This window comes from Haloplanus natans DSM 17983 (assembly GCF_000427685.1).
GTDB classification, from domain to species: Archaea; Halobacteriota; Halobacteria; order Halobacteriales; family Haloferacaceae; genus Haloplanus; species Haloplanus natans.
Map to the genome: position 1 here is coordinate 373,121 of NZ_KE386573.1, position 22,351 is coordinate 395,471.

26 protein-coding genes are annotated in these 22,351 nt (G+C 67.9%); 13 read left to right on the plus strand and 13 right to left on the minus strand.

Annotated features, from left to right (window positions below; all coding sequences use genetic code 11):
* The first annotated feature begins 34 nt into the window (after positions 1 to 34).
* Together HALNA_RS20470 and HALNA_RS04300 are read left to right on the plus strand one after the other, a co-directional pair.
* A complete protein-coding gene (locus HALNA_RS20470; protein ID WP_169719007.1) occupies positions 35 to 172 on the plus strand; it encodes a hypothetical protein in 138 nt (45 codons plus the stop codon).
* 67 nt (positions 173 to 239) lie between these two features.
* Entirely contained in the window at positions 240 to 563 is a 324-nt protein-coding gene (locus HALNA_RS04300) for a hypothetical protein (RefSeq protein ID WP_049935149.1), read from the plus strand.
* Here the strand turns inward: HALNA_RS04300 and HALNA_RS04305 are convergent, their stop codons facing one another.
* The 6 genes from HALNA_RS04305 to HALNA_RS04330 all read right to left on the minus strand — a co-directional run bounded on the left by HALNA_RS04305 (position 564) and on the right by HALNA_RS04330 (position 5,727).
* Positions 564 to 1,301, minus strand: coding sequence for an SDR family NAD(P)-dependent oxidoreductase (locus HALNA_RS04305; RefSeq protein WP_049935150.1), 738 nt, complete (start codon positions 1,299 to 1,301; stop codon positions 564 to 566).
* Between the two features lie 134 nt (positions 1,302 to 1,435).
* Positions 1,436 to 2,254, minus strand: coding sequence for an ABC transporter permease (locus tag HALNA_RS04310; RefSeq protein WP_049935151.1), 819 nt, complete (start codon positions 2,252 to 2,254; stop codon positions 1,436 to 1,438).
* A complete protein-coding gene (locus tag HALNA_RS04315) occupies positions 2,254 to 3,300 on the minus strand; it encodes an ABC transporter ATP-binding protein (RefSeq protein WP_049935152.1) in 1,047 nt (348 codons plus the stop codon). The genes HALNA_RS04310 and HALNA_RS04315 overlap by 1 nt, the downstream gene beginning before the upstream one ends.
* A gap of 23 nt (positions 3,301 to 3,323) precedes the next feature.
* Entirely contained in the window at positions 3,324 to 3,743 is a 420-nt protein-coding gene (locus HALNA_RS04320; RefSeq protein WP_049935153.1) for a COG1361 family protein, read from the minus strand.
* A gap of 101 nt (positions 3,744 to 3,844) precedes the next feature.
* Positions 3,845 to 5,125, minus strand: a complete 1,281-nt coding sequence (locus tag HALNA_RS04325; protein WP_049935154.1) for a hypothetical protein — start codon at positions 5,123 to 5,125, stop codon at positions 3,845 to 3,847.
* A gap of 71 nt (positions 5,126 to 5,196) precedes the next feature.
* Positions 5,197 to 5,727, minus strand: a complete 531-nt coding sequence (locus tag HALNA_RS04330) for a DUF4188 domain-containing protein (protein ID WP_049935155.1) — start codon at positions 5,725 to 5,727, stop codon at positions 5,197 to 5,199.
* Between the two features lie 83 nt (positions 5,728 to 5,810).
* Between HALNA_RS04330 and HALNA_RS04335 the strand changes: the two genes are divergently transcribed.
* The 3 genes from HALNA_RS04335 to HALNA_RS04345 all read left to right on the plus strand — a co-directional run bounded on the left by HALNA_RS04335 (position 5,811) and on the right by HALNA_RS04345 (position 8,570).
* On the plus strand, positions 5,811 to 6,581 hold the full coding sequence (locus HALNA_RS04335; RefSeq protein WP_049935156.1) for a hypothetical protein: 771 nt from the start codon (positions 5,811 to 5,813) through the stop codon (positions 6,579 to 6,581).
* A 163-nt stretch (positions 6,582 to 6,744) separates the two neighbouring features.
* Positions 6,745 to 7,167, plus strand: coding sequence for a hypothetical protein (locus tag HALNA_RS04340; protein ID WP_157573440.1), 423 nt, complete (start codon positions 6,745 to 6,747; stop codon positions 7,165 to 7,167).
* Between the two features lie 20 nt (positions 7,168 to 7,187).
* A complete protein-coding gene (locus tag HALNA_RS04345; protein ID WP_049935158.1) occupies positions 7,188 to 8,570 on the plus strand; it encodes an HD domain-containing protein in 1,383 nt (460 codons plus the stop codon).
* Between the two features lie 17 nt (positions 8,571 to 8,587).
* Here HALNA_RS04345 and HALNA_RS04350 read toward each other — a convergent pair whose 3' ends face one another.
* Positions 8,588 to 9,187 (minus strand): class I SAM-dependent methyltransferase, encoded by a 600-nt coding sequence (locus HALNA_RS04350; protein ID WP_049935160.1) that lies wholly within the window; start codon positions 9,185 to 9,187, stop codon positions 8,588 to 8,590.
* Positions 9,188 to 9,267: 80 nt separating this feature from the next.
* Between HALNA_RS04350 and HALNA_RS04355 the strand changes: the two genes are divergently transcribed.
* Both HALNA_RS04355 and HALNA_RS04360 read left to right on the plus strand, forming a co-directional pair.
* Positions 9,268 to 10,407, plus strand: a complete 1,140-nt coding sequence (locus HALNA_RS04355) for a site-2 protease family protein (protein WP_049935161.1) — start codon at positions 9,268 to 9,270, stop codon at positions 10,405 to 10,407.
* A 53-nt stretch (positions 10,408 to 10,460) separates the two neighbouring features.
* On the plus strand, positions 10,461 to 11,765 hold the full coding sequence (locus tag HALNA_RS04360; RefSeq protein WP_049935162.1) for an acetamidase/formamidase family protein: 1,305 nt from the start codon (positions 10,461 to 10,463) through the stop codon (positions 11,763 to 11,765).
* Between the two features lie 3 nt (positions 11,766 to 11,768).
* Here HALNA_RS04360 and HALNA_RS04365 read toward each other — a convergent pair whose 3' ends face one another.
* Entirely contained in the window at positions 11,769 to 12,032 is a 264-nt protein-coding gene (locus HALNA_RS04365; protein WP_049935164.1) for a ubiquitin-like small modifier protein 1, read from the minus strand.
* A 7-nt stretch (positions 12,033 to 12,039) separates the two neighbouring features.
* Positions 12,040 to 12,225: an HVO_2922 family protein gene (locus HALNA_RS04370; RefSeq protein WP_049935165.1), complete on the minus strand. Its 186-nt coding sequence runs from the start codon at positions 12,223 to 12,225 to the stop codon at positions 12,040 to 12,042.
* Positions 12,226 to 12,311: 86 nt separating this feature from the next.
* Between HALNA_RS04370 and HALNA_RS19800 the strand changes: the two genes are divergently transcribed.
* The gene (locus tag HALNA_RS19800) at positions 12,312 to 12,458 is read left to right on the plus strand and encodes a hypothetical protein (protein WP_157573441.1); all 147 of its coding nucleotides are present in this window, start codon (positions 12,312 to 12,314) and stop codon (positions 12,456 to 12,458) included.
* Complete coding sequence (locus HALNA_RS04375) at positions 12,458 to 12,670, plus strand: hypothetical protein (protein WP_049935166.1); 213 nt, start codon at positions 12,458 to 12,460, stop codon at positions 12,668 to 12,670. The genes HALNA_RS19800 and HALNA_RS04375 overlap by 1 nt, the downstream gene beginning before the upstream one ends.
* On the opposite strand, the gene HALNA_RS04380 is transcribed toward HALNA_RS04375, so the two are convergent.
* Entirely contained in the window at positions 12,667 to 13,449 is a 783-nt protein-coding gene (locus HALNA_RS04380) for an iron-sulfur cluster assembly protein (protein WP_049935167.1), read from the minus strand. The genes HALNA_RS04375 and HALNA_RS04380 overlap by 4 nt on opposite strands.
* Positions 13,449 to 14,513 (minus strand): amidohydrolase family protein, encoded by a 1,065-nt coding sequence (locus HALNA_RS04385; RefSeq protein ID WP_049935168.1) that lies wholly within the window; start codon positions 14,511 to 14,513, stop codon positions 13,449 to 13,451. Before HALNA_RS04385 ends, HALNA_RS04380 begins: the two co-directional genes overlap by 1 nt.
* A 100-nt stretch (positions 14,514 to 14,613) precedes the next feature.
* On the opposite strand from HALNA_RS04385, the gene HALNA_RS04390 reads away from it, so the two are divergent.
* Positions 14,614 to 15,657 (plus strand): NAD(P)-dependent alcohol dehydrogenase, encoded by a 1,044-nt coding sequence (locus HALNA_RS04390; protein WP_049937959.1) that lies wholly within the window; start codon positions 14,614 to 14,616, stop codon positions 15,655 to 15,657.
* A gap of 23 nt (positions 15,658 to 15,680) precedes the next feature.
* Here the strand turns inward: HALNA_RS04390 and HALNA_RS04395 are convergent, their stop codons facing one another.
* Both HALNA_RS04395 and HALNA_RS21575 read right to left on the minus strand, forming a co-directional pair.
* Positions 15,681 to 16,136: a ferritin-like domain-containing protein gene (locus HALNA_RS04395; RefSeq protein WP_049935169.1), complete on the minus strand. Its 456-nt coding sequence runs from the start codon at positions 16,134 to 16,136 to the stop codon at positions 15,681 to 15,683.
* A 109-nt stretch (positions 16,137 to 16,245) separates the two neighbouring features.
* A complete protein-coding gene (locus HALNA_RS21575; RefSeq protein WP_049935170.1) occupies positions 16,246 to 17,655 on the minus strand; it encodes a receiver/sensor box histidine kinase in 1,410 nt (469 codons plus the stop codon).
* A gap of 177 nt (positions 17,656 to 17,832) precedes the next feature.
* Here HALNA_RS21575 and HALNA_RS04405 point away from each other — a divergent pair, with 177 nt between their 5' ends.
* The 3 genes from HALNA_RS04405 (at position 17,833) to HALNA_RS04415 (ending at position 22,343) form a co-directional block, all read left to right on the plus strand.
* A complete protein-coding gene (locus HALNA_RS04405; RefSeq protein ID WP_157573442.1) occupies positions 17,833 to 18,315 on the plus strand; it encodes a hypothetical protein in 483 nt (160 codons plus the stop codon).
* A gap of 115 nt (positions 18,316 to 18,430) precedes the next feature.
* Positions 18,431 to 20,239, plus strand: coding sequence for an L-aspartate oxidase (locus HALNA_RS04410; RefSeq protein WP_049935172.1), 1,809 nt, complete (start codon positions 18,431 to 18,433; stop codon positions 20,237 to 20,239).
* 784 nt (positions 20,240 to 21,023) lie between these two features.
* Positions 21,024 to 22,343, plus strand: coding sequence for a hypothetical protein (locus tag HALNA_RS04415; RefSeq protein ID WP_049935174.1), 1,320 nt, complete (start codon positions 21,024 to 21,026; stop codon positions 22,341 to 22,343).
* Positions 22,344 to 22,351 lie beyond the last annotated feature (8 nt).

Sequence of the window (22,351 nt, forward strand, 5' to 3'; positions counted from 1 at the left end):
AGGTACATAAGAATATGGAATAAGATACTCATGTATGCCAAAGAGCATTCACATCAAGGTAAACGAGGAGCAGTACGAGGAACTAAGCGAGTTCAAAGAGCGGCGCGGGTACACGTGGAAAGGCCTTCTTCTCGAAGGCTATCGCGCGCTCGACACCGACAGAACGCAGTAGTTGGACAGACGGCTAAGTGTCGCATTCCTCCCCGCCCTCAAGGGGCGGGGTTTCCTGCTTGAAAAAGATGAGCGATCCGTCACTCCTGTTGGCACCGTTTCTCGACGACGACGAAGACGTGCGTCTCGTCCAGCGGTACGCGAGCGCGGGCGCCCGAACCGGCGCGAAGATGGGGGCGGCTGCGGGCCCGGTCGGCGCCGGCGTCGGCGCCGGATTCGGCGGCGCCGCCGGTTTTTTCATCGGCTACGGCGTCACCGGCGTCGACCCCTCGGACCGTCGCGTCGGCGGGGGCGATGACAGTCATGGGGCGTCCGACGGCCACGACGCCGACGACGGACCGGTGACCATCGCGGTGACCGAGGCGTCACCCGACCACGACGCCGACGGCTGATCACTCCTCTGCCAGTCGTCCGCCGTCGACGGCGACGTTCTGCCCGCTGACGTAGGCCGCGCTCTCGTCGAGGAAAAAGAGGAGCGGCGCGGCCACGTCGTCGAACGACGCCGGCCGCCCGCGCGGGAACGACGACACGTCCGAGACGGTGTTCTCGACGGCAAAGGGCGACACCGCATTGACCGTGATCCCATCGTCCTGCGTATCGGCCGCGAGCATCCGCGTGAACATCAACACGCCTGTCTTCGCGACGAAGTAGGGGAAGTTGACCGGGTGAGCAACCCCGCGGTCGCTGTCGGCGAAGCCGACGTTGACGATCCGACCCCACCCCGACTCGCGCATCCCGGGCAGCGCCCGCCGCGAACACAGGACGGTCCCGTAGAACGTGCTCTCGACCACGTCGCGCCACGCCGCCCACTCGATGTCCGCCCAGTGGCGCGCGTCGAAGTTGCCGACGTTGTTGACGAGGACGTCGACGGGCCCGAGTTCCGACTCGACGGCGTCGAACATCGTGTCGACCTCGTCGGGGTCGGTCACGTCGCCGTGGACGGTCGTCGCCGCGACGCCGTGGTCGCGTGCCTCCTCGGCTGTCGCCGTCGCCGCCGCGTCGCTCTCTCGGTAGTGGACGGCCACGTCCGCGCCACACGCCGCGATGCGCAGGAGGAGTTCGCGGCCGAGTCGCGTCGCGCTCCCCGTCACCAGTGCCGTTCGCCCGCTCAGGTCGGGTGTTTCCGACATGCGTTCCGAACGGTCCGGACGGTGTTGAATCCCTCGCGGCTCCCGCAACCGTCCACGGGGACTGCCGACACGCCCTCGTACGGTTTATGATAAGTCAGTACCGGGGGTTCGCCAACCCACCACGATACTCCGTCTCAGTAGTCGCCGAGGACGCCGAGTCGCCGCGCCCGCCCCGTCGTGTATCGGAACACGACGTAGCCGAGACCGAGGTACGCGACGGCGACGCCGATCAGGAGGGCGATATCGGCGGCCGGGAACTCCCAGAGTCGCGTGCCCTCGACCATCGCCCGCTGGAGGAGCGCGCTGCCGTGGGCCAGGGGCAACAGCCGCAGCCACCACAGGTCGAACGCCGGCGCCGACACCAGCAGGACGAACCCGAACTGCAGGAGGTTCAGCCAGTTGCCGATTCGCTTGTACAGGACGGCGATCCCGCCCGCCGCGAACCCGACGCCGAGCACCGACGTGACCGCGAGCGCCGCTACGACGACGACCGTGAGGGCGTCGAGCTGGAGCGTCGTCCCCGTGACCACGAGCATGACGGCGAGGACGACACCCGACGTGAGGAAGGTCCGAACGAGTTTCGCCACTCCCTTCAGGAGGATCACTGGCGCGAACCCGAAAGGCGTCGTGACGTGTCGTTCGAGCGTCCCCCACTGGACCTCGCTTCCGATGTCGTTCGAGATGGCCGCGTATGCGCCCACGGCCAGCGTCCAGAGGAAGTAGCCGACGACTAGTCCCTCGATGGAGTCGGCCAGCGCCCGTCCGGCGAGCATCCGCCCGCCGTAAAACAACACGCCGAAAAAGAAGAGCGCGACGACGATCCCGCCGACGGCGTTCGCGGGATACCGCACGAACACCAGATACTCCCGGTAGAGGACGGCCCGTGCGAGGTGGGTGTAGCCGGCCCGCTCGGCCCCATCGCGCCTGTCCTCGGTGTCGGCGTCTACACCCATCACTCCTCTCCCGCACCCGTCGTGAGGTCGACGAGTACGTCCGAGAGACCGCGCTCGACCGTCCGCATCCGCGAGAGGGGGACGTCGTGTTCGCGGAGGTGGGTCATCAGCGCGTACAACCCGTCGGTGTCCGTCGTCACCTCGATCCGTGCGCCGCGGGTCAGCCACTCGATGTCGGTGACGGCGACCTGCTCGCGCAGGGCGGCCAGCCGCTCGCGGTCGAAGGCGGGGCTCGTCAGGCGGACGATGTGGGCCCCGTCGGGGCCGAGCAGGGCGTCGACGGCCTCGTCGGCCACGACCCGCCCGTCCGAGACGACGATCACGCGATCACAGACCGTCTCGACGACGCCCATGTCGTGACTGCTGAGGATCACCGTCAGCCCCGTCTCCGCCGCCAGTCGTCGGATCTCCGCCTGGAACGTCCGCGCGCTCTCCACGTCGAGACCGAGGGTCGGTTCGTCGAGAAAGACCACGTCCCCCCCGCCGCCGAGCACGCTCGCGAGCGACACCTTCCCTTTCATCCCTCGGGAGAGGTTGCGCACCGGCTCGTCGGCCTTGTCGGCGATGTTCAGCCGCTCCAGCAGTCGTTCGTGCCGATCCGCGACCGACGACGGGTCCACGCCGCTGATCGTCGCGAAATACCGGAGGTTCTCCCGGACCGTCAACCGCCAGTAGTCGTTTCGTGCCCCTTCGAGCATCGCGTCGACGTGAGCGTAGGCCTCGCGTGGCGATTCGCGGGCGTCGATGCCCACGATCCGAACCGACCCCGCGTCCGGACGCACCGTCCCCAGAATCGACTTGATGAGCGTCGTCTTGCCGGCCCCGTTCGGCCCGAGGAGGCCGACGACCGAGCCGCGTTCGACCGCGAAGGAGACGCCGTCGACGGCCGTCACCGCGTCGGCACCCGAGCCGAACTGCTTCCGGAGATCGTCGACGGCGATGGCGGGCGTGGCCGCCCCTCGCGGCCCCGCCGCTCCGTCCCGCTCCCGTCGGGCGCCGTTCGACGACCGATCCCCGGCGTCCTGTCCGCGGCGTCGCGTGGTCATCACTCCCCCTTGGTGTGTAGGAACTAAACGTCGGCGGGGGTCGAGCCACAGGCGAGCGTCACGTCGAGGCTGTAGTCGGTCGTGCTCGTGCGCTCCGCGCTGTCGGTCGTCGCCGTGACGGCGACGCTCGCCCCCGGGGCGAGCGTTCCCACGATGCGGTCACGGCCGGACGGCTCCCGCAACCCGGTCGACGTGGCCTGTTCGAACTCCACGCGGAGGTCGTACTCGACTGTCACGTCGCCGTCGTTGTGCAGCCGGACGGTTACCTCGGGCACCGCGCCCCGCTCGATCCGCTCCTCGCGGTCGACGATCCGGAAGCCGTCGGCACACGGCGGGCGGTCGGGGGCGACCGTCGAGCGCGTGCCGGGAGCCGCGCCCGATCCACAGCCGGCGAGTCCAGTCAGCGCCGCCGACAGGCCCGCGAGGAGCGCTCGTCTCTCCATACCGTCCGTTGGACTCGGGCCGCAAAAGCCCGCGATCCGCGGGCGCCCATCCGCCCATCGGCTCGGCGGCCGCCGGCCACGCGTGGACGCGGCCGCCGCCGCTACCCCTGCCAGATCCGGACGCGACCGGCCGTCCCGGCACCGACGGCGAGACGGCCGTCGTCGAGGGCGACCCCGGCCACGTTCGTCACGAGTTCGCCGCCGAGCGGGAGCGCCCACGCTCGCTCGGCGCCCCGCTCGGTCCGCCGGACCGCCGCCAGCGTCCGCCGCCGACTCGCGGGGAGCAACAGTTCCCACCGCCCGTCGCCGTCCAGGTCGGCGGCCAGCCCCCCGTCCACGTTCCGCGAACCGTACGTGTGGCTGGCGTAGCCGTCGTGGGTCGCCGTCACGGTCAGGTCGCCGTCGTCGAGCCGGTAGAACTCCAGCGTCCGGTCGACGTGTGGCTTCCTGACGACCGCCAGTTCCCGCCGCCCGTCCGGCCCGAACGGCGCGACACAGAGTTGGTGTCGCCAGCCGGGGCCGTAGACGGGGCCGGTCGCCAGTTCGGTGCCGTGGGCGGCGTACGCCCGGATGCGTGCGCCGTCGACCGCGTCGGCGACGGTCGTCACCACCTCGCGGTCGCCGTCGCCGTCGAAGTCGGCGGCCAGCGGTGACAGCCCCTCGAAGACCGTCGGCGCGTCGAGGGGTACGTCGGCGTCGATCCGCCCCCGCGCGGCGTCGACGACGAGGAGCCGGCTCCCTTCGACGGTGTCGCCGAGCGCAGCGTGGCGGTAGCGGGTCGTCCGTCCCCCGTAGAGGGCGTATCGGTCGTCGTCGATCCGTACGGGACGGCAGTCCGCCGGCGCCGCCGCGTCCAGCCGGGTCGACGTCCCGTCGCGTCGGACGACCACGTCGCCGTTCGTGGCCACGTACAGCAGGCCGCCGTCGACCACCACCGGATGCGTGTGTTCGGCACAGTCGGCCGGCGCGTCGACGACGCCGAACGCCCCGCCGGCCGCGTACGCCAGCGGCGGCGTCGACACGCGGCCGTGGCTCGCAACCGTCTCGCTCGTCCCGTCGCCGACCCGGTGGGTCGTCGCCCGTCCGTCCGCGCGGACGACCGTCCAGTAACTCGTCGCGCCGCGTCCGGGGAACGCGAGCAGCCACGCCGGACGGCCGTCGACGGCGATGTCCACCGGCCGGGCATCGTCGACGGTGCCGGCGCCGTCGACGATGCGGTTGCCGTCGGCCCGGAGATGCGTGAACGCGTAGTCCGCCCCCACGGGTGGGGGTATCGGCGTTGCCGTCGATCCCTCGAACGTCGTCGGTGACGGCGACCCGGCGCACCCGCCGAGTCCGGCCGCCGCCGCGGCCACGGTCAGCAGCGTCCGCCGGTGCCACATCGACCGCCCTCTCGCGCCGATGGGCAAAAACGCCGTGGCCGGATGTGGCCGGTGCAGTGCAACGACCCGCCTCAGCCCTCATCGACCGGCGTGCCACCGTCGGCCCCGACCGGGGCGTCGTCACCGGCCGTCCGCCCGAGTCGGCCTCCCGCCGTCTCGGCGTGGCCGGACGCGGGTACCGTCTCGCCGACTTCGCCGAGCCCCGTCGGCGGCATGTTGTTGTAGACGGCCTCGTACTCCCCCTCCCTGACGAGATACGTCTCGTGCCAGATGCCCACGTCGCCGCCCTCGCCGATCCGGTGGTTGAACGCCTTCCACGCCGGCAGATGCTCGCCCTCGGCGTCGCGGGCGTACGCCTCCAACTTCTCGAACGACTCCCAGTACTGGACGAGGACCGGACTGCGGAGGCCGAACCAGGCCCGCGATTCGAGCAGGCCGCTCTCGGGGTCGGCTTCGAGTTCGCGGAGCATTCGGGGCATGGCGAGAAAGACGGGGAGCCACCTGTGGACCTTCCACAGCGCGTTGATACGCATGCCGATGAGAAAGACGACGAAGTCGCCGTCTACCTGTGCAGTCACTCGTTCGGGGATGATTCTCGACATCTCGGACGCTCCTACACTGCCGATCCGGATAGGCGTTGGTGGGCGGGCGACGCGCTTGTGTCGGTGCAGTCCTCACGCCACCCATGACGACGACCGACGACCGCGTCGCCGCGGGTGTCACCGCGCTGGCGGAGCGAGCCGAGGAGCGAGCGGGCGACGAGTTCACGCGGGCGGCGTGGTTGTCCCTCGCCGAGCCGCGGCCGGCCGAGGAACTGAGCCCGTTCGACCCCGACGACCGGGGCTGGGTTGGCGAGGGGCTCCGGTGGCTGGTCGCCGCGGCCGCCGCCTACCGCGTCGCCGGCCGCGACGCCCGTGCGTCCCGACGGGGCGTCGAAGGCATCGCCGTCGCGCGCGACCTGCAGTCCTCGCTCGACGGCCCCGCCCAGTCGGCCTGTCTCGACGAGTTCGTCGCCGACTTCCGGGTCGCCGCCGGGATGAACGACGCCGAAGCGGCCTACCGCGACGCCGCGGACGCCTACCGCGACGCCGGGGCTGCCGTCGACGACACACACCGGGTGGCGACGAGCCCGCTCTTCCGTGCCGCCGCCGAACCGATCGAGCAGGTGGCCCGGGGCACCGCGAACGGCGAACTCGCCGTGAACTGGGAGGACCTCCACGGGACCGACCCGTCCGACCCCGGCGCCTTCCTCGCGCACCGGGCCACGTACAAGCGCCAGCGGTTCCCGTCACTGCTCGCCCGCGCTGTCGACGCGGGACGTCTGGCCGCCCCCCGCGGTACGACCGAGTACGGCAACGACACCTACCGGTGTCCGGACTGTGCGTCGACGGACGTGAACTGGACCGCCGGGCGGACGCTCTGTCTGCGGTGTTCGGCGCCGATGGAGCGGCGTTAGCTGGCGGTTGGTGAAATCGTCGTCATGGTACCTCAACCGTATCATCATCAAGTTCCTTCGTGACGTGATGCACCGGCTGATGTTAATTTTCGCCGACCGATTACCACCGGAAAATCAGCCATATCCGTTCCATGTCTGACGAATTCGGGGAAAGTTTATATACGTGTCAGACGACATGAAAACCGTCATGTCTGGGCTGGGGGAGTCTCCACTGGATGTAAAGCCGGACGCCGAAGGAATCAAACGACGACAAGCAGAATTCCTTGTTTTGTATTATCTTCGCCAACAGGAGGTCGCTTCTAAATCGGAATTGAAAACTACGGTGAAGTCTGCCGCCCGGAAGATCGCCCAAACTGATGAGGAGCCACCGATTTATTTCAATACTACCGCTGGACGGGCGACCCACCAAGGCAGAGAATTTAACGAGGTGCTTGATCGCTGTCTACATCGAAACTGGGTGGAGCGAACGATTGAGGGACAGTACGGCATAACGGACAAGGGGATTCAGCGGCTTGAAGAGATCGAACAATCCGGACAGTACGAAATCACGCAGGTACTGAATACCTTTTCTCGACACGCTGACTAATACTCCGTTCTGATTGGCAAATGAAGCGACTCAAAGACCCGGTACACGGGTACATACAGATCGAAGACAAATTTTTTGATCAGATAATCGACACCAGACCATTTCAACGACTCAGGGATCTTAAGCAGCTATCGGCGACGTTTATGGTGTATCCGTCTGCGAATCATACTCGATTTGAACACTCGCTGGGCGTCTTCTCCCTTGCTAAGCGCGCCTTCGACAATCTTCGCGAAAATCGTGAGTTCCGAAATGGAATCGATTGTGACGAAGTAGAAACGACGCTCCTCTGTGCAGCCTTGCTGCATGATATCGGACACCCTCCGTTTTCGCACATCGCTGAGGAACTTCTGGATAAGTCCTTGCTGAAGTCCAAACTGGCCACTCTCGGACTCAAAAAGCGAATGGACGAGGCAGGGATCGGTAGCGTTCTGACCGATAACCATCCGCTTGACCAGAAAGCCGAACACGAACTACTGAGTTGTATCATAACGCTACGTTACTACACGTCTGCGATTGAGGAGATGGGCGTCGACCCATACGAAGTGGCGGCGTACATCCTCGGCTATAGTATCAGGGCTGAACAAAACGAAGGGTGGCAACACAGGGTCACGTCACATATACTTTCCTCAACGATGGATGTCGACCGTCTCGACTATGTACGCCGAGACAACTTCATGACCGGTGCAGACGTAGCAAATATCGACACTGAACGGCTCGTTTCCTCATATACCACTCACCAAAATTCGGATACCGGCGATTACGAACTGACCTTCTCCGATAACGCCCTCAGCACCGTGAGTAATTATCTTGAGGGCCGGCTTGCAGTTTATATGTGGGTCACCCAACACCACAAATCGGTGTACGCGAATGCTCTGCTACGCGAGCTCCTTACAGAATTGGATGAATATAACCGAGGGGACCTATTCACTCCGGAGAACGTTCTAGACAAGTACCTCTCCGATAGTGACGTTCGAACACGACTTCGCCGTGCTCGGGACGCAGATGAAAACGAACGACTCTCCCGCCTGTACGACCGCTTCTTTGAACGCGATTTCCTGACTTCCTGCTGGAAACACAAACTAGGATATCAAAATAAAATTTCCATTGATGCAAGGGAGGCCTTTGAGGACAAGCTTGGAGACAACGAAACGCAGCTTGAAAAGCGAATCGCGGAAGCCATTTCGATTGATGATCGTTTCGTCTGGGTAGAGCAATCGTACGTACCTAACTACAAGCCAGCCGATCTTCGTGACGTACAGGTGGCATACGAGGGTGAAGTACAGTCCGTCAGTGATATCGGGCTATATAAGGAAGACGACTACACTGGACCGACGCCGTATATTTTCGCCCCTAAGGGTCACAGTCACGAAATCGTGGATCTGTTGAATGACGCACTTGGCTGAGTTACCCAGTACATCCGTTACGAACGGTGGTTCGCAAACACGAACTCCGTGCTGCTTCCGAGCGGATCGGTCGCCGTCTCCGTCCGCAGGTCCACGAAGCCCGCCTCGCGGAGCTGGGCGAGCGTTCGGTCCCGCCCCGGCGCCGAGAAGAACATCCGCCCGCCCATCCACCCCTCGCGAACTGTCTCGAACCGGCTGCCGGGCAGGGTCATCAGGAGTCGGCCGCCCGGCCGGAGGACGCGCTCGAACTCCCGGTACACGTCGGGCTGTGACTCGCGGGGGACGTGAAAGACGGCGTGGTAGGCGGTCACGGCGTCGACGCTGTCGTCGGCGAGCGGCAGTGCGGCCATATCGCCCTGAACGAGACGTGCCTCTGGCCCCGTCTCCCGCGCGAGTTCCAGCCCCCGCCGCGACAGATCGAGGCCGACGCTCCCGGCCGGGAGGTTCGCGAGCGTCCGCGCACCATCGCCACAGCCGGCGTCGAGGACGGTCGCGTCGGGCGGGAGTTCGTCGAGCAGGTCACCGATGAGCGCGGCGTCCGAGCCCGTCGGGTCGCGCCGGCGGGCGTACGTCTCCGCGACTGCGTCCCACGCCCGCCGAATCTCGTCTCGGTCCATACGGAGTCGTGGGCTCGGAGCGGGGTAGGTCTCACGCCCTGTACGACCGACTTAAGTTTTAGCGGACTGACAACTGTAGTATGCGGAGCTACCGACTCCTCTCGATCTGGGGGATCCCGATTCGGGTCAACACCTCGCTACTGATCTTTCTCCCCATCCTCGCGTGGCTGATCGGAAGTGGGGGACAGATCGAGACCTACGCCGGACTGATCGGGCGACTCACCGGCGTCGAGTTCGACCTCGCTCGCCTCCGCGCCGGATCGATGCCGTGGCTCGTCGGCGTCGTCGCGGCGGTCGGCCTGTTCGTGAGCGTCACCGTCCACGAACTCGGGCACTCGTGGGTCGCCATGCGGTACGGGATCGAAATCGAGTCGATCACGCTCTGGATCTTGGGGGGATTGGCGTCGTTGAAGACGTTCCCGAAGGAGTGGAACCGGGAGTTCTGGATCGCTATCGCCAGGCCCGTCTCCAGTCTCCTCGTCGCCGTCGTCTGTTACGTCGCCGTCCTCGTGATGCCGGAGTCGCTTCAGATTCCCCGGTTCGTCGCCGGGTGGCTCGCCATCGTGAACGTCACGCTGGCGGTTTTCAATCTTCTCCCGGCGTTCCCGATGGACGGGGGTCGCATCCTGCGTGCGCTCCTCGCTCGCTCGCGCCCGTACGGCACCGCGACCCGTCTCGCCGCCCGGGTCGGCGTCGGCTTCGCCTTCCTCTTTGCCATCGTGGCCGTCCTCAACTTCCAGATCATCCTCCTGCTGCTCGCCTTCTTCATCTACAGCGCGGCGACGACCGAGTCGAAGGCGGTCCTGCTGGATGAACTCCTCGAAGGGATCACCGTTGGCGACATCATGACGCACGATCCGGCGCGGGTCACGATGTCGACGACCCTCGACGAGTTCGGGGGGCAGATGCTCCGCGACCGGCAGACGACCTACCTCGTGACCGACACGGGCGGCACGCCGGTCGGCCTCGTCACCCTCGACGATCTGAAGAAGGCCCGCCGGGGGGACCGCGAGACGGCAACCGTCGGCGAGATCATGCGCGACGTACCGAGCGTCGACTCCGCGGCAGACGCCTTCGAGACGCTGGCGCGACTGCAGGGACCGGGTGGGATTTACGCCCTCGTCCAGCGCGACGGCGAACTCCTCGGCATCCTCTCCGAGGCCGACTACGCCCACGCCATGACGATCCAGCGGGGGTTCCGGAGCGGGATCGGCGGGTAGGCGCGTGCCCGGCCCCGTGACAGTTATGCCCGCACACGACAACTGTCGAGCGTATGTCCCAACAGATTCAGCAGGAACTCGACGTGGATCGGTTCACGCTCGGCCTCGTCGGCCCGGATCAGGAGTGGGCGGGCACGGTCGCCGACGGCGGCACGGTCCGCACGCACACGCCCCCGGCCTGCTGGGGGCCGATGATCACCCCCGAATTCCGCGGGGGTCACGAGGTGACACGCCCGATCCGGGTGGAGAACGCCGAACCCGGCGACGCCTTGGTCGTCCGCATCAAGGACGTGGAGGTGACGAGCGTCGCGACGAGTACGGGGAGCATGGCCGAACGCGAGGGTGCCTTCGGCGACGACCCCTTCGTCGACCACCGCTGCCCCGAATGCGGCACCGAGTGGCCCGAGAGCGTCGTCGAGGGAATCGGCGAGGACGCGATCAAATGCGCGGAGTGTGGCGCCAACGCCTCCTCTTTTGGCTTCGAGTTCGGCTACACCGTCGCCTTCGACGACGACCGTTCCGTCGGGCTGACGGTCGGCGAAGAGGGCGCGACGGCCCTCGCCGAACGCGCCGACGAGGCGATGGCGCTCCCCGAGCACTCCCGCCAGCATCCCATCCTGCTCTACAAGCCCGACGAGATTCCGGGGACGCTCGGCCACCTCCGGCCCTTCATCGGCAACATCGGGACGACACCGCCCCGGGAGTTCCCCGACTCCCACAATGCCGGCGACTTCGGACAGTTCCTCGTCGGCGCCGGTCACGACTGGGGCCTGCCCGACGAGGACGCCCTCGCGGACCGCACCGACGGCCACATGGACTCGAACGACGTACGGCCGGGCGCGACGCTCGTCTGCCCGGTGAAAATCGAGGGCGCCGGCCTCTACGTCGGCGACCTGCACGCCAACCAGGGCGACGGCGAACTCTCCCTGCACACGACGGACGTGAGCGGGCGGACGGAACTCGAGGTCGAAGTGATCAAGGGACTGGACATCGACGGGCCACTTCTCCTCCCGAACGAGGCGGATCTGCCGCCCATCGCCAAGCCCTACACCGACGCCGAACGCGAAACGGGCGCCGAACTCGCCGCCGAGTACGACGTGGACGAGGTGGGAGACGCCGCGCCGATCCAGGTGATCGGCTCGGGCGCGACCATCAACGACGCCACCGACAACGCCTTCGACCGCGCGGGTACGCTCCTCGGGATGACCGAAGGGGAAGTCCGGGCCCGGTGTACGTTCTCCGGCGGCGTCGAAATCGCGCGCCTGCCCGGTGTCGTCCAGTTGTCGATGCTGGCGCCGATGGATCGGTTGGCGGACGTGGGACTGGCCGACGCCGTGCGGGCGCAGTACGATCTGTAGCCGCTACGAGCCCCCGCGCATCGCCGGAAACAGCGCCACGTCGGCGCCGGCCGGGCAGTCGTCGTCGAGACTCGCCCGCTCGCCGTCGACCGTGACACGGACGCTCGGACGGAGCGTGCCGTCGCAGTCGACGAGGTGGGACTCGGCGCGGGGGTAGGCCGCGACGAACGCTTCGACCACCGCGCGGACCGTCCCTCCTTCGGGGTCGACCGACACCCGCTTCTCGCCGGTCGCGGAGCGGAGCGGGCCGTAGACGGTCAGTTCCACGGCGCCGTTATCCCTCCGTCACCTCGGCGTCGGGGGCGATCCGTTTGACACACTGGATGCCGCGTTTCGCCCCCTGTTTCGACACGTACCCCTCCGCGCTGTCCGCGACGATGTTGCCGTTCGACGCGACGAGCCGCCACCGCCACTCCTCGCCCCTGTCCTCGTACACCTCGAAGACCGGTTGGGCCGCCATAGTCGCCGTTCGCCCGAGCGCGGTATACGTGTTCCGTCGCCGAGACGGGCGACATCTTTACGTATCGGGTCACGATACCACGTCACATGGGAATGACGGCCGACTGTCAACGGTGTAGCGAATCGTTCGACTACCGACACGACGCCTGCCCGAACTGCGGGTGGCGACCCGAGACGTGGCGTCAGAGTGGTCGGTACGGACTCGGCCGCCCCGGCCTCGGGGAGCGGGACTGATGGGCGCGGAAAACGAGTGTCTCGGCTGCGGCGTCGACTTCGACTACGACGAGGGCGCCTGTCCCGAGTGTGGCTGGGACCCGCGGGACTTCTCGGCGCGCGGTCGCTACGGGCTGGCGAAACCGGGACACGGCGAACCCGACGACGAGAGCGACGGCGAACGCGACGGCGGGCCGAGCGGGCCACCGCCGGGACCCAAGGGGCTGTTCTAGTCCGACCGCATCGACAGCGGCGGCCGGTCCTCGGCGCGTCGCGACTCGTGGAGCGCGTCACAGACCGACCCCTGCCCGCTCATGTTGACGCCGGCCAGCCGGGTCCGGTGGCGCACCGTCTCGAACTGCGCGGGGTCGATGGGGTCGCCCTCCGGCGTCCGGAACAGTTCGGGGTGGTCGTCGTCGAGGCGGCCGGTCGCCCGCGCCTTCTCCAGATATCGCTCCAGCGGGTCGGCCTCGACGACGACGGCGAGGCCGCCCGCTCGACACCAGACGTGGGCGCGGCCGTCCTCGACCGTCACGTCCTCGCGGGTCAGGGTGACGATCTGGTCGCCGTCGAGGCCGGCGTCGAGGAGCGCCCCAGTTGCGTCGTGTTGGCGGGCGATCCGCGCCTTCTCGTCGAGTTCGGCGCGAACGGGGTCGACGCTCCCGTCGGCGTCGGGAAACGCCTCCCCGAACGAGAGGCGCTCGTTGACGCCACGAGTGATCTCCGCCTCGTGCATGTGCTCGCGGAGTTCGATCCGCGCGCGTTCGACGCCCGGCAACGACTCCACCTCGTCACGGGCGTCGGTCGTCATCATCCACGCGAAGGCGGGCGAACACCACGCCGTCGGGAGCGTCATCGCCACCCGCACCTCGCCCCCGTCGATCCGAACCGCATCGATGTACTCCAGTTCGACGATGGAGGTGTCGAGTTCGGGGTCGGTGACCCGGTCGAGGCGTTCGCGGACCTGCGTCTCGGTCACGCCCTCGTCGGGGTCGAACGAGTCGGTCGACATCAGTCGTCCGCCGGCGCCGCGCTCGACCCGGCGTAGTGGTCGGCGAGGCCGAACTCCTCGGTCACGTCGTCGGATTTGAACTGTTCTTTTTTGGCCTCGATGTCGATGTCGTAGAGTTCGGCGGCGTTCTCGCCCATGATCTTCTTTTTCGTCTCCAGATCGAGTTCGACGCCGTACTCGTCGCGTTGCTCCTCGGTCAACTCGGCGTTCATCACCACGTCGACCAGCCAGTCGGGGTTCCAGAGCGCGTAGTCGGAGCCAAAGAGCAGGCGGTCCTCGCCCAGCCAGAAGAGGAGTTCGCCCATGATCTCGCCGAACTTCCGGGGGCGGTGGACGGCCATCGGCGCCGCGACGGCGAGGCCGCCGTAGACGTTCGGCTCCTGGGCGGCGATCCAGCAGAAGTCGTCGAGGCGGGGCAGGCCGACGTGTTCGACGACGAAGTTGAGTTCGGGGAAGGAGGTGGCGGCGTCGTCGACGTCCGCCACGTCGAAGGCGTCGCGGTTGAGCGGCCGGATCGTCGGTCCCTTGTGCGGGTGGATGTTCCGGATGCCGAGTTCCGCGCACTTCTCGAGGAACCTGAACGACTCCTCGCTGTCGAGACGCCAGCCTTTCGACTCCCCGCGCCACTCCGCCGTGTAGAGTTTCACCCCCTGCAGGTCGTACTTGTCGTTCAGCTCCTCCAGATACGCCAGCCCTTCCTCGCCATCACGCGGGTCGAACGTGCCGTTGAGGACGAACCGCTCGGGATACTCCTCGGCGAGTTCGGCGTTGTCCTCGGTCGTGTTGAACCCCTCGTCGTAGAAGTCGGTGAGATACGTGGGCTGGAAGATGCCCATATCCACCGCGGCCGACCCGAACAGGTCCTCTTTCATCCGATCGGCGCCGTACTTCCGGTACTCCTCCAGCGACCACTGCTTCTCTTCCGGCGTAAACGCGGTGTGGTAGTCGTAGAAACACTGGATGAACTGCTCGCCGCCCTCGTGGACGATGTTCTCCTCGGTCGCATCCCACAGGTGGAGATGCGAGTCGATGACGAACACGTCCTCGCCCTCGTACTCGTACATGGTACGACCGTCCGTGAGGAATGTGCACAAATAACTATTATGGTCGTTCGTGTTTGTCGCCGGAGCAACGCTTTTGTCGGCCGGGATGGACGGCTCACACATGCTCGCGGCACGACTGCACGCGTACACGGAGGAGATGGGCGACGCACTCTCCATCGACGAGGTGGACCGACCGGCCGCCGACGGTCCCGACGACGTGATCGTCGAGGTCGAGGGCGCCGGCTGGTGTCAGACCGACAACCACATAATCGAGGGGATGTGGGAGGAGTACGCCCCCCAACCGCTCCCGATGACGCTCGGCCACGAAAACGCGGGGACCGTCGTCGAGGTGGGCGAGAACGTCGACATCGTCGACGCTGGCGACCGGGTGATCTGTCACCCGCACATGACCTGTGGTACCTGTCGGCCCTGTCGGCTGGGCGAGGATATGTACTGCGAGAACGCCCAGTTCCCGGGGCTGACCACCGACGGCGGGTTCGCGGAGTATCTCCACACGAACGAGCGGGCGGTGATTCCTCTTCCCGGCGGCGTCGACCCCGCGGACATCGCGCCCCACGCCGACGCGGGGATCACGGCGTACCACGCGGTCAAGAAGGCCGTGGACGAACTCGACCCCGGCGACCACGCCGTCGTCATCGGCGTCGGCGGTCTCGGCCACATCGGCCTCCAGTGTCTCGACGCCATGAGCGCCGCCGAGATCACCGCCCTCGACATCAAACCGGCGGCCCGGGACCTCGCGACCGACCTCGGCGCTCATCACACCGTCGACCCGTCGAGCGTCGACGTGGCCGACGAAATCGCGTCGATCACCGACGGCGTCGGCGCCCAGCAGATCATCGACTTCGTCGGCGCCGACGTGACGACTGGCTACGCGCCGTCGATTACGGCCGCCGGCGGCGACCACCACATCGTCGGCTACGGCGGCCACATCCACGAACCGTCGCAGGCGCTCGTCAACGGCGAGTTCGCCTACCGCGGTACGCTCGTCGGCCGCTACACCGAACTGCAGGAACTCGTTGCGCTGGTCGACCGTGGCGACGTGGAACTCCGGACCTCCCGCTACGACTTAGACGACATCAACACCGTCGCCGAACGCCTCGAACACGGCGACATCGAGGGGCGAGCGGTCATCGTGCCGTCGTAACGCTTCCACGGCTCGAGAGGTCGCTACTCGGTCCGATACTCCTTCTCGAACCCGCGGAACTCGGTGCGGTGGGCCTCCTCGTCCGCGAGGATGGTCACTGCGAGGTCCTCGGTCACCGGGTCGTTCGCCGCCTCCGCCGCGTCGATGAGCGCGCGGTACGTCTCGATGGCGCCTTCCTCCGCGTCGAGGACGCCCCGGATGACCGAGAGCACGTCCGTCGAGTCCGCGGGCGGCTGCAGGGAGTCCTGCCGGGCGACGAAGTCGGCCGACCCCGGCGGGCGCGCGTCCAGTTGTTTGAGACGTTGCCCCAGCTGTTCGGCGTGAGTCAGTTCCTCCTGGATGTCTTGCTGGAGGCTCTCTTTGATCTCCTCGGCCCGCACCCCGTCGAGGACGATGGCGTTCGTCTGGTAGTTCATCACCGTCTCAATCTCGTCGCCGTACGCTTTCCGGAGAAGCTCGACGACACGGTCTGCTGTCATATCGACCCGAGCTACGCACCGCCGACGGTAAACCGTTGTCCCGGCAATCGGGCACAGTCGTCTCCCGTGTGCCGGCAGTCACCGATCGGGCGGCACTGCCGACGCCGGATCAGGCCGTCCCGTACGTCGCCCCGGCGTCGGCCGTCGTGAACTCGAAGCGGGCGCCACCCGTCGTTCCCTCGACCACGGCGACGCGCCAGCCGTGTGCCGCCGCGATGGTTCGGACGATGTCGAGGCCGAATCCCGTGCCGTCGGCTGCCGTGGTGTACCCCGGCTCGAACACGTCCTCGCGTATCGACTCGGGGATGCCGGGGCCGTCGTCGGCGACGTAGAACCCCGATTCGGTGCCGCCGACGGTGATCGTCACGGCGCCGGCCTCGGCCCCCGGCCGGCTGTCAGTGGAGCCATGTTCCACACAGTTCCGAAACAGGTTCTCGAACACCTGTGTGAGCCGGCTCTCGTCGGCCCGGACGGTTCCCGGATCGCCGTCGAACACCAGTCGCGCGCCCTCGGTGTCGGTCGTCGCCCACGCGCGTTCGGCGACCGAGCGGAGGTCGACTGGCCGCACGTCGTCCACCGTCCGGCCGGAGCGAGCCAACGTGAGGAGGTCCTCGATCAGTTCGTGCATCCGATCGAGGGCGTCCGCCACCCGATCCAAGTGCTCGTCCTCGACGGCCATCCGCGCGAGTTCGAGGTTCCCCTCCGCGACGTTCAGCGGGTTGCGCAGGTCGTGGGAGACGACGCTCGCGAACTCGTCGAGGCGCCCGTTCTGTCTGGCGAGTTCGCGGTCGCGATGGGCGAGTCGGTCGCGGGCCGCCATCGAGTCGAGGGCGTGGCCGATGCTCTCGCCGAGTTCGGAGAGCGCCTCGCACTCCCGCGTCCCGAACACGTTCGCGCGGTTGGCGTAGACGCTGAGGAAGCCGTAGACGCGATCCGGCCCGACGAGCGGGACCACCGCCAGCGACTCGACGCCTTTCTGGGACAGCATCCCGTACCACGGTGCCAGCGTCGGCTCCGCGAACACGTCCTGGATCGGCTGGATCTCGCCCGTCCGGATCGCCTCGCTTCCCGGCCCGCCGCCGTTCGGATCGTCCGGGTCGACGTCTATCTCCAGCGGGGCGAAGTATTCGTCGTCGTGGCCCGCCCACGCCGCCGGGGTGACGGCCTCGTCGCCCGGTTCGTACCGGCCGATCCACGCCCCGTCGTAGATGTCGGAGTCGGTCAGTCGTCGACAGACCACCGCTTCCAGTTCGGCCCGTTCGGTCGCGTTCACGATCTCCCGGGTCGCGATGCGGAGCGTGTCGTTGATGCGGGTCAACTGCTCCGCGCGCTCCCGCTGGCTCCGGGCGCGGGCGTCGTAAACGCCGACCACGAGGCCGACGAGCGCCCCCAGCGTGGCGGCGTTGAGCACCGTCCGCATCGGGACGGGGACGCTCCAGCCCCGGACGCCGGCGTCGACGAACAGCCACCCGACCGCGACGCTCAGCGACAGCGTCCCGACGACCGCCCAGCCGAGCACCCTGTCGGCCGACTCCGGGGGGCGAGCCGATCCTCTCGGAGGGCGCCCCCGACACCCGCCACGGCCAGCGCGAGCACCAGGGGAACGACCGCCTCGATCAACACCAACCTCGGCGACGACCGCAAACGGACGGCCGACTGGAGGTGGACCGCCGCGAGTGCGAGTCCGGTGACGGCGATGATCGTTCTACTCGTCGATGCCGACAATCGCTCCATCGCTCCGGAGACGTTCGGCGTCGGCCTGTATAGCCCCCTCGTTATCGACTTCGACGCGGACACTGCCGTCGACCGGGCGGTAGAGCTAACAGCTTCCGGCTCCACTGCCGGATATGTCGCCGCCGACCCCGACGCGGCTCGACGACGCCGAGAGTCGCCGCTCGACCGCTCCCGCCATCGCACCGCCGCTATGACCGACCTCGCCTCGAAGATTCGCCGCGACGGCTCGTCGATGGCGTTCGCAGTCGTCGGCGTCCTGGTGGTCGTCGCGGTCGGATTCGGGATCATCGTCGGCTCCATCCGCCTCCTCCTGCCGGCGGCGTACCCCGTGCTTCCCGGGACCGATCCGACGATGCTCGCCGCGGCCGTCGGATTCGGCCCCGCCCTCGTCTACGGTGTCGTCGTCGCCGTCGCCATCCGGCGATACGTCGTCAAAAGAGGGTAACGCTCCGACCCGCCGATTCCCCGATTCGTCACGAAATCGGTCCCCGAACCGGACGCCCGACCACCGCCAGCGGCGGCGTCGCGGGGGCTATGGCGCCCTCTCCCCTACATGATGTATGACCAGTTCCTCCCGACCGACGAACGACGAGTCACGTTCGGTCGACTACGAGACGATCCCCGTCCGCGTACTGATCGTCGGCGCCGGCGCGGCCGGCGCCCGGACGGCTATCCAACTGGTCGAGCAGGGTCTCGACCCGGAGGATATCCTCGTCGTGGGCAAGCGGAGCCACGGCGACGCCCACACGACGTGGGCGCGCGGCGGGATCAACGGCGCCCTCGGCACCCACGACCCCGAGGACGACTGGACGATCCACGCCGCCGACACGCTCAACGAGGGCCACCACCTCAACGACCCCGCGAAAGTCGAAGCGGTGACCCGGCGGATGCCCGCCCTCCTCCGCGAACTCGACGACTGGGGGATGGCCTTTAGCCGGACCGACGAGGGCGACATCGACCAGCGGTACTTCGGCGCGCAGTCGTTCCGCCGCACCGCCTTCGCCGGCGACCACACCGGCGAGTCCCTGCTCGATACGCTCGTCGAGCGGGCGCAATCCCTGTCGATTCCCTACCGCGAGAACGTCTTCGTCTCGAAACTGCTCACGGACGACGGCGGGGACCGGGTCCTCGGCGCCGCCGCCACCGACCTCGACACCGGCGACTTCCTGCTGTTCGACGCCGACGCCGTCGTTCTCGCCGCGGGCGGGTACACCAGCCTCTACCGCCGCCACTCCTCGCGCGACGACGAGAACACGGGCGACGGCCCCGCCCTCGCCTACGACGCCGGCGCTCGTCTGATGGATATGGAGTTCGTCCAGTTCCACCCGACGGGCATGGTCGGCGCCCGCTACGGCGAGGAGTGGGACGGCCGCCTCGTCACCGAGGCCGTCCGCGGCGAGGGCGGGCACCTCTACAACGCACAGGGCGAGCGGTTCATGGAGCGGTACTCGCCCGACCAGATGGAACTGGACGCCCGCGACGTGGTGGCCCGCGCCATCGACGAGGAGATCGCGGCCGGCCGCGGCACGGAACACGGCGGCGTCCTCCTCGACATCTCGCATCGCGACCCCGAGTTCATCCGCGAGCGCCTCCCCCGGATGTACGAGCGGTTCGCCGACCTCGGCGTCGACATGGCGACGGAGCCGGTGGAAGTCGCGCCCACTGCCCACTACGGGATGGGCGGAGTCGTCGTCGACGACGCGGGCGAGACGACCGTCGACGGCCTCTACGCCATCGGCGAGACGATGGCGGGCGTCCACGGCGCGAACCGCCTCGGCGGCAACTCGCTCGCGGAGACCATCGCGTACGGGCAGGTGACCGGCGACGCCATCGCGGCGCGGCTGGCCGATTGGTCCGCCGGCAGCGGCGCAGATCCGTCGGCGCTTCACGACGCCGCCGGTCGTCACTTCGCCGACCTTGCGTCCCTCGCCGGGAGTACGGGATCGATCCGCCCCGACGCCCTGCTCGACGACCTCCGGGCGACCCTCTGGGACCACGCCGGCATCCACCGGGACGAAGCGGGCCTGACTGCCGGCCTCGACGCCCTCGCCACGCTTCGCGAGCGGGCGACGGGCCTCGACGTGGCCGACTGCACGGACCGCTCGTTCGAGTTCGCGCTCAACCTCCAGTTCGGGCTGACGGTCGCCGAGGCGATCCTCCGAAGCGCGGCCGAACGGCCGGAATCGAGGGGCGCCCACCACCGCCCGGACCACCCCGAGACCGATCCCGACTGGCGGCGGAACGTCGTCGTCGAACGCGGGACGTTCGGCACGATGGCGCTCTCGACGGCGCCCGTCGACGAGCCGAGCCCGGCGGTTCGCGACGCCCTCGACGCGGGGTACGAACTCGACTACCACCAGCTGGAGTGAGCCGCGAGGCGCCGTCGTACGGATTCGTGTAACTGTCTACCGGTGACTCTCCGGGACGGTCCGGCGAACCGCCGGTACTGACTTACAATAACCCGTCTCAGCGACGGACACGAACCGGCGACTCCGCGAGAATGAACGGTTCGTCGTCGCCGTCGGCGGCGAAGGCGATACCGCCGCCGTCGTCGCGATGAACTCGCCACCTCGGAGTTCCGGAATCCCATACGCCGCCGGATCACAGGTGGTGCCGACGATTGCCCACTCGCGTGCCCGCATCCTATCGTCCCCCCACGACGGTGGTCACGGCCCGTTCCCGGTCGAACCGCGGTTCGTCGCCAACCGGTGTCATCGTGACCGTGTCCGACTGCGTCCCCCCCCCGTCCAGCCGGCGGTCGGTCCGCTACCGACGACTGCGCCGCCATTGGCCACGTCCTCCCGACGTGTCGGTGCTCGCTCCCGTCCGTTTCGTCACTCATAGAATTTAGGCCAGCCTAAATACACGAAGCCCTTTCGAAAATTAGGCGCCCCTAAAACGAGCGCTCCGGGTGCCGTCGCCAGTAGTCTGCCACCCCGTAGACACGTCCGTGGGTCGTCAGCGAGGGTCCGCAGTCCGGACAGTGACGGTCGCTGTCCGGGGACGTGATGGCCGCCGTGGCCGCTTCGTCGGTCGATCGGTGGTTCGGGGTCGGGGTGGCTCCGATCCGATACATAAACGCTTCGATGCTTCACGCGCCAGCACGGCCCGTCACGGGGAGTAATACCCAAGGCGTGTGTACGGCTCGACGCGATGGTCCCCAACACCCCCGCTGACGACGCGTCCCCCACACGCCGCGCCTTCCTCCGGCGCGGCGTCGGCGCCCTCGCGACGGGCGTCGCGGCCGCGACTACCGGTTGCGCTTCGGCCCTCCCCCCGCTCGGCGCCGCCCAGCGGTTCGGACGCATCGACGTGCCCGACGCGGACCCCCCGCGGTATCGACGCTGGCTCCCCGCCCCGGCCGCCGTCGACGGCGTCGACGCCGAGCAGTACGCCTACCTGTTCCGCCGTCCCGGCGCCCTCGACTACCCCGCGCCCGTCCGATTCACGACGCCGCGCAAGCGACTCCTGGCTTCCCTCGATCACTTCGGCGTCGGCTACGCGAACTACGACGCCCTCCTCCACACTCCGTTCGGGACGGTGCTCGGCGGGTCGTTCGACGCCGCGGCCGTCGCCACGACGCTCACCCAAAGCGGCTACGCCGCGACTGGATCACGCGGCGACTACGACCTGTTCGAACGCGACGACGTGTCGAGACGGGTCGCCGTCCGCGACGGGACCATCGTCCGGTCGAGCGAGCGCGTCCACGACACCCCGGCTGTCGCGGCCCTGATCGATGCCTGGGCCGGTCGCATCGAGCGCTACCACGCGGCCGACGCCGGCGTTGCCCGTCTCATCGACACCGTCGGCGAGAGCCGGATGGTCGAGTACATCCCGCCCACCGACGACCGCTACTGGCAGAAATGCGAGGGGTTCCGGTTCGACGGCTCGACGGCCTATCACGTCATGACGTTTCTCTATCCCGACGGGCGCACGCCACCGGAAGCCGAACTCCGGGACCGCGCGGTCGACGGCACCGTGTTGACCCGGGAAGTCGAGAACTCCGACTTCCGCATCGACGGCCGTCTCGTGGTCGTCGAGGGACGAATCCCGCCCGGTGAGGGCGTCGACCCCGCCGACATCACCCCGCCCTACCCGCCGCAGGTGACGTGGGGGTACGACCGCGACGCGGCCGCGGGAACCGTGACGCTTCGCCACGAGGCGGGCGATCACGTCCCGACTGCCGCTCTCGGCTACCAGTTCGACGCCGACACTCCGGACGACTGGCTCGTCTTCCCGGAGCCACGCCCGCTTCCGACGGACGCCGAGACGCTCGCGCCCGAGGATCGGGTGCCCGTCACCCTCCCCGAGACGCCGACGGTCGAGGCCATCCCGTTCGACGCCATCGACCGCGACGCCGAGGACCCGTTCGCGGCCACGGAGTCCCGTCCGGCGACTCGCCTCGACCTGCTCTACGGTCCCGGATCGAGTGACCGACCCGTCTTCGCGGTGCCCCTGGAGGGGTCGTCGTGACCGTCCGC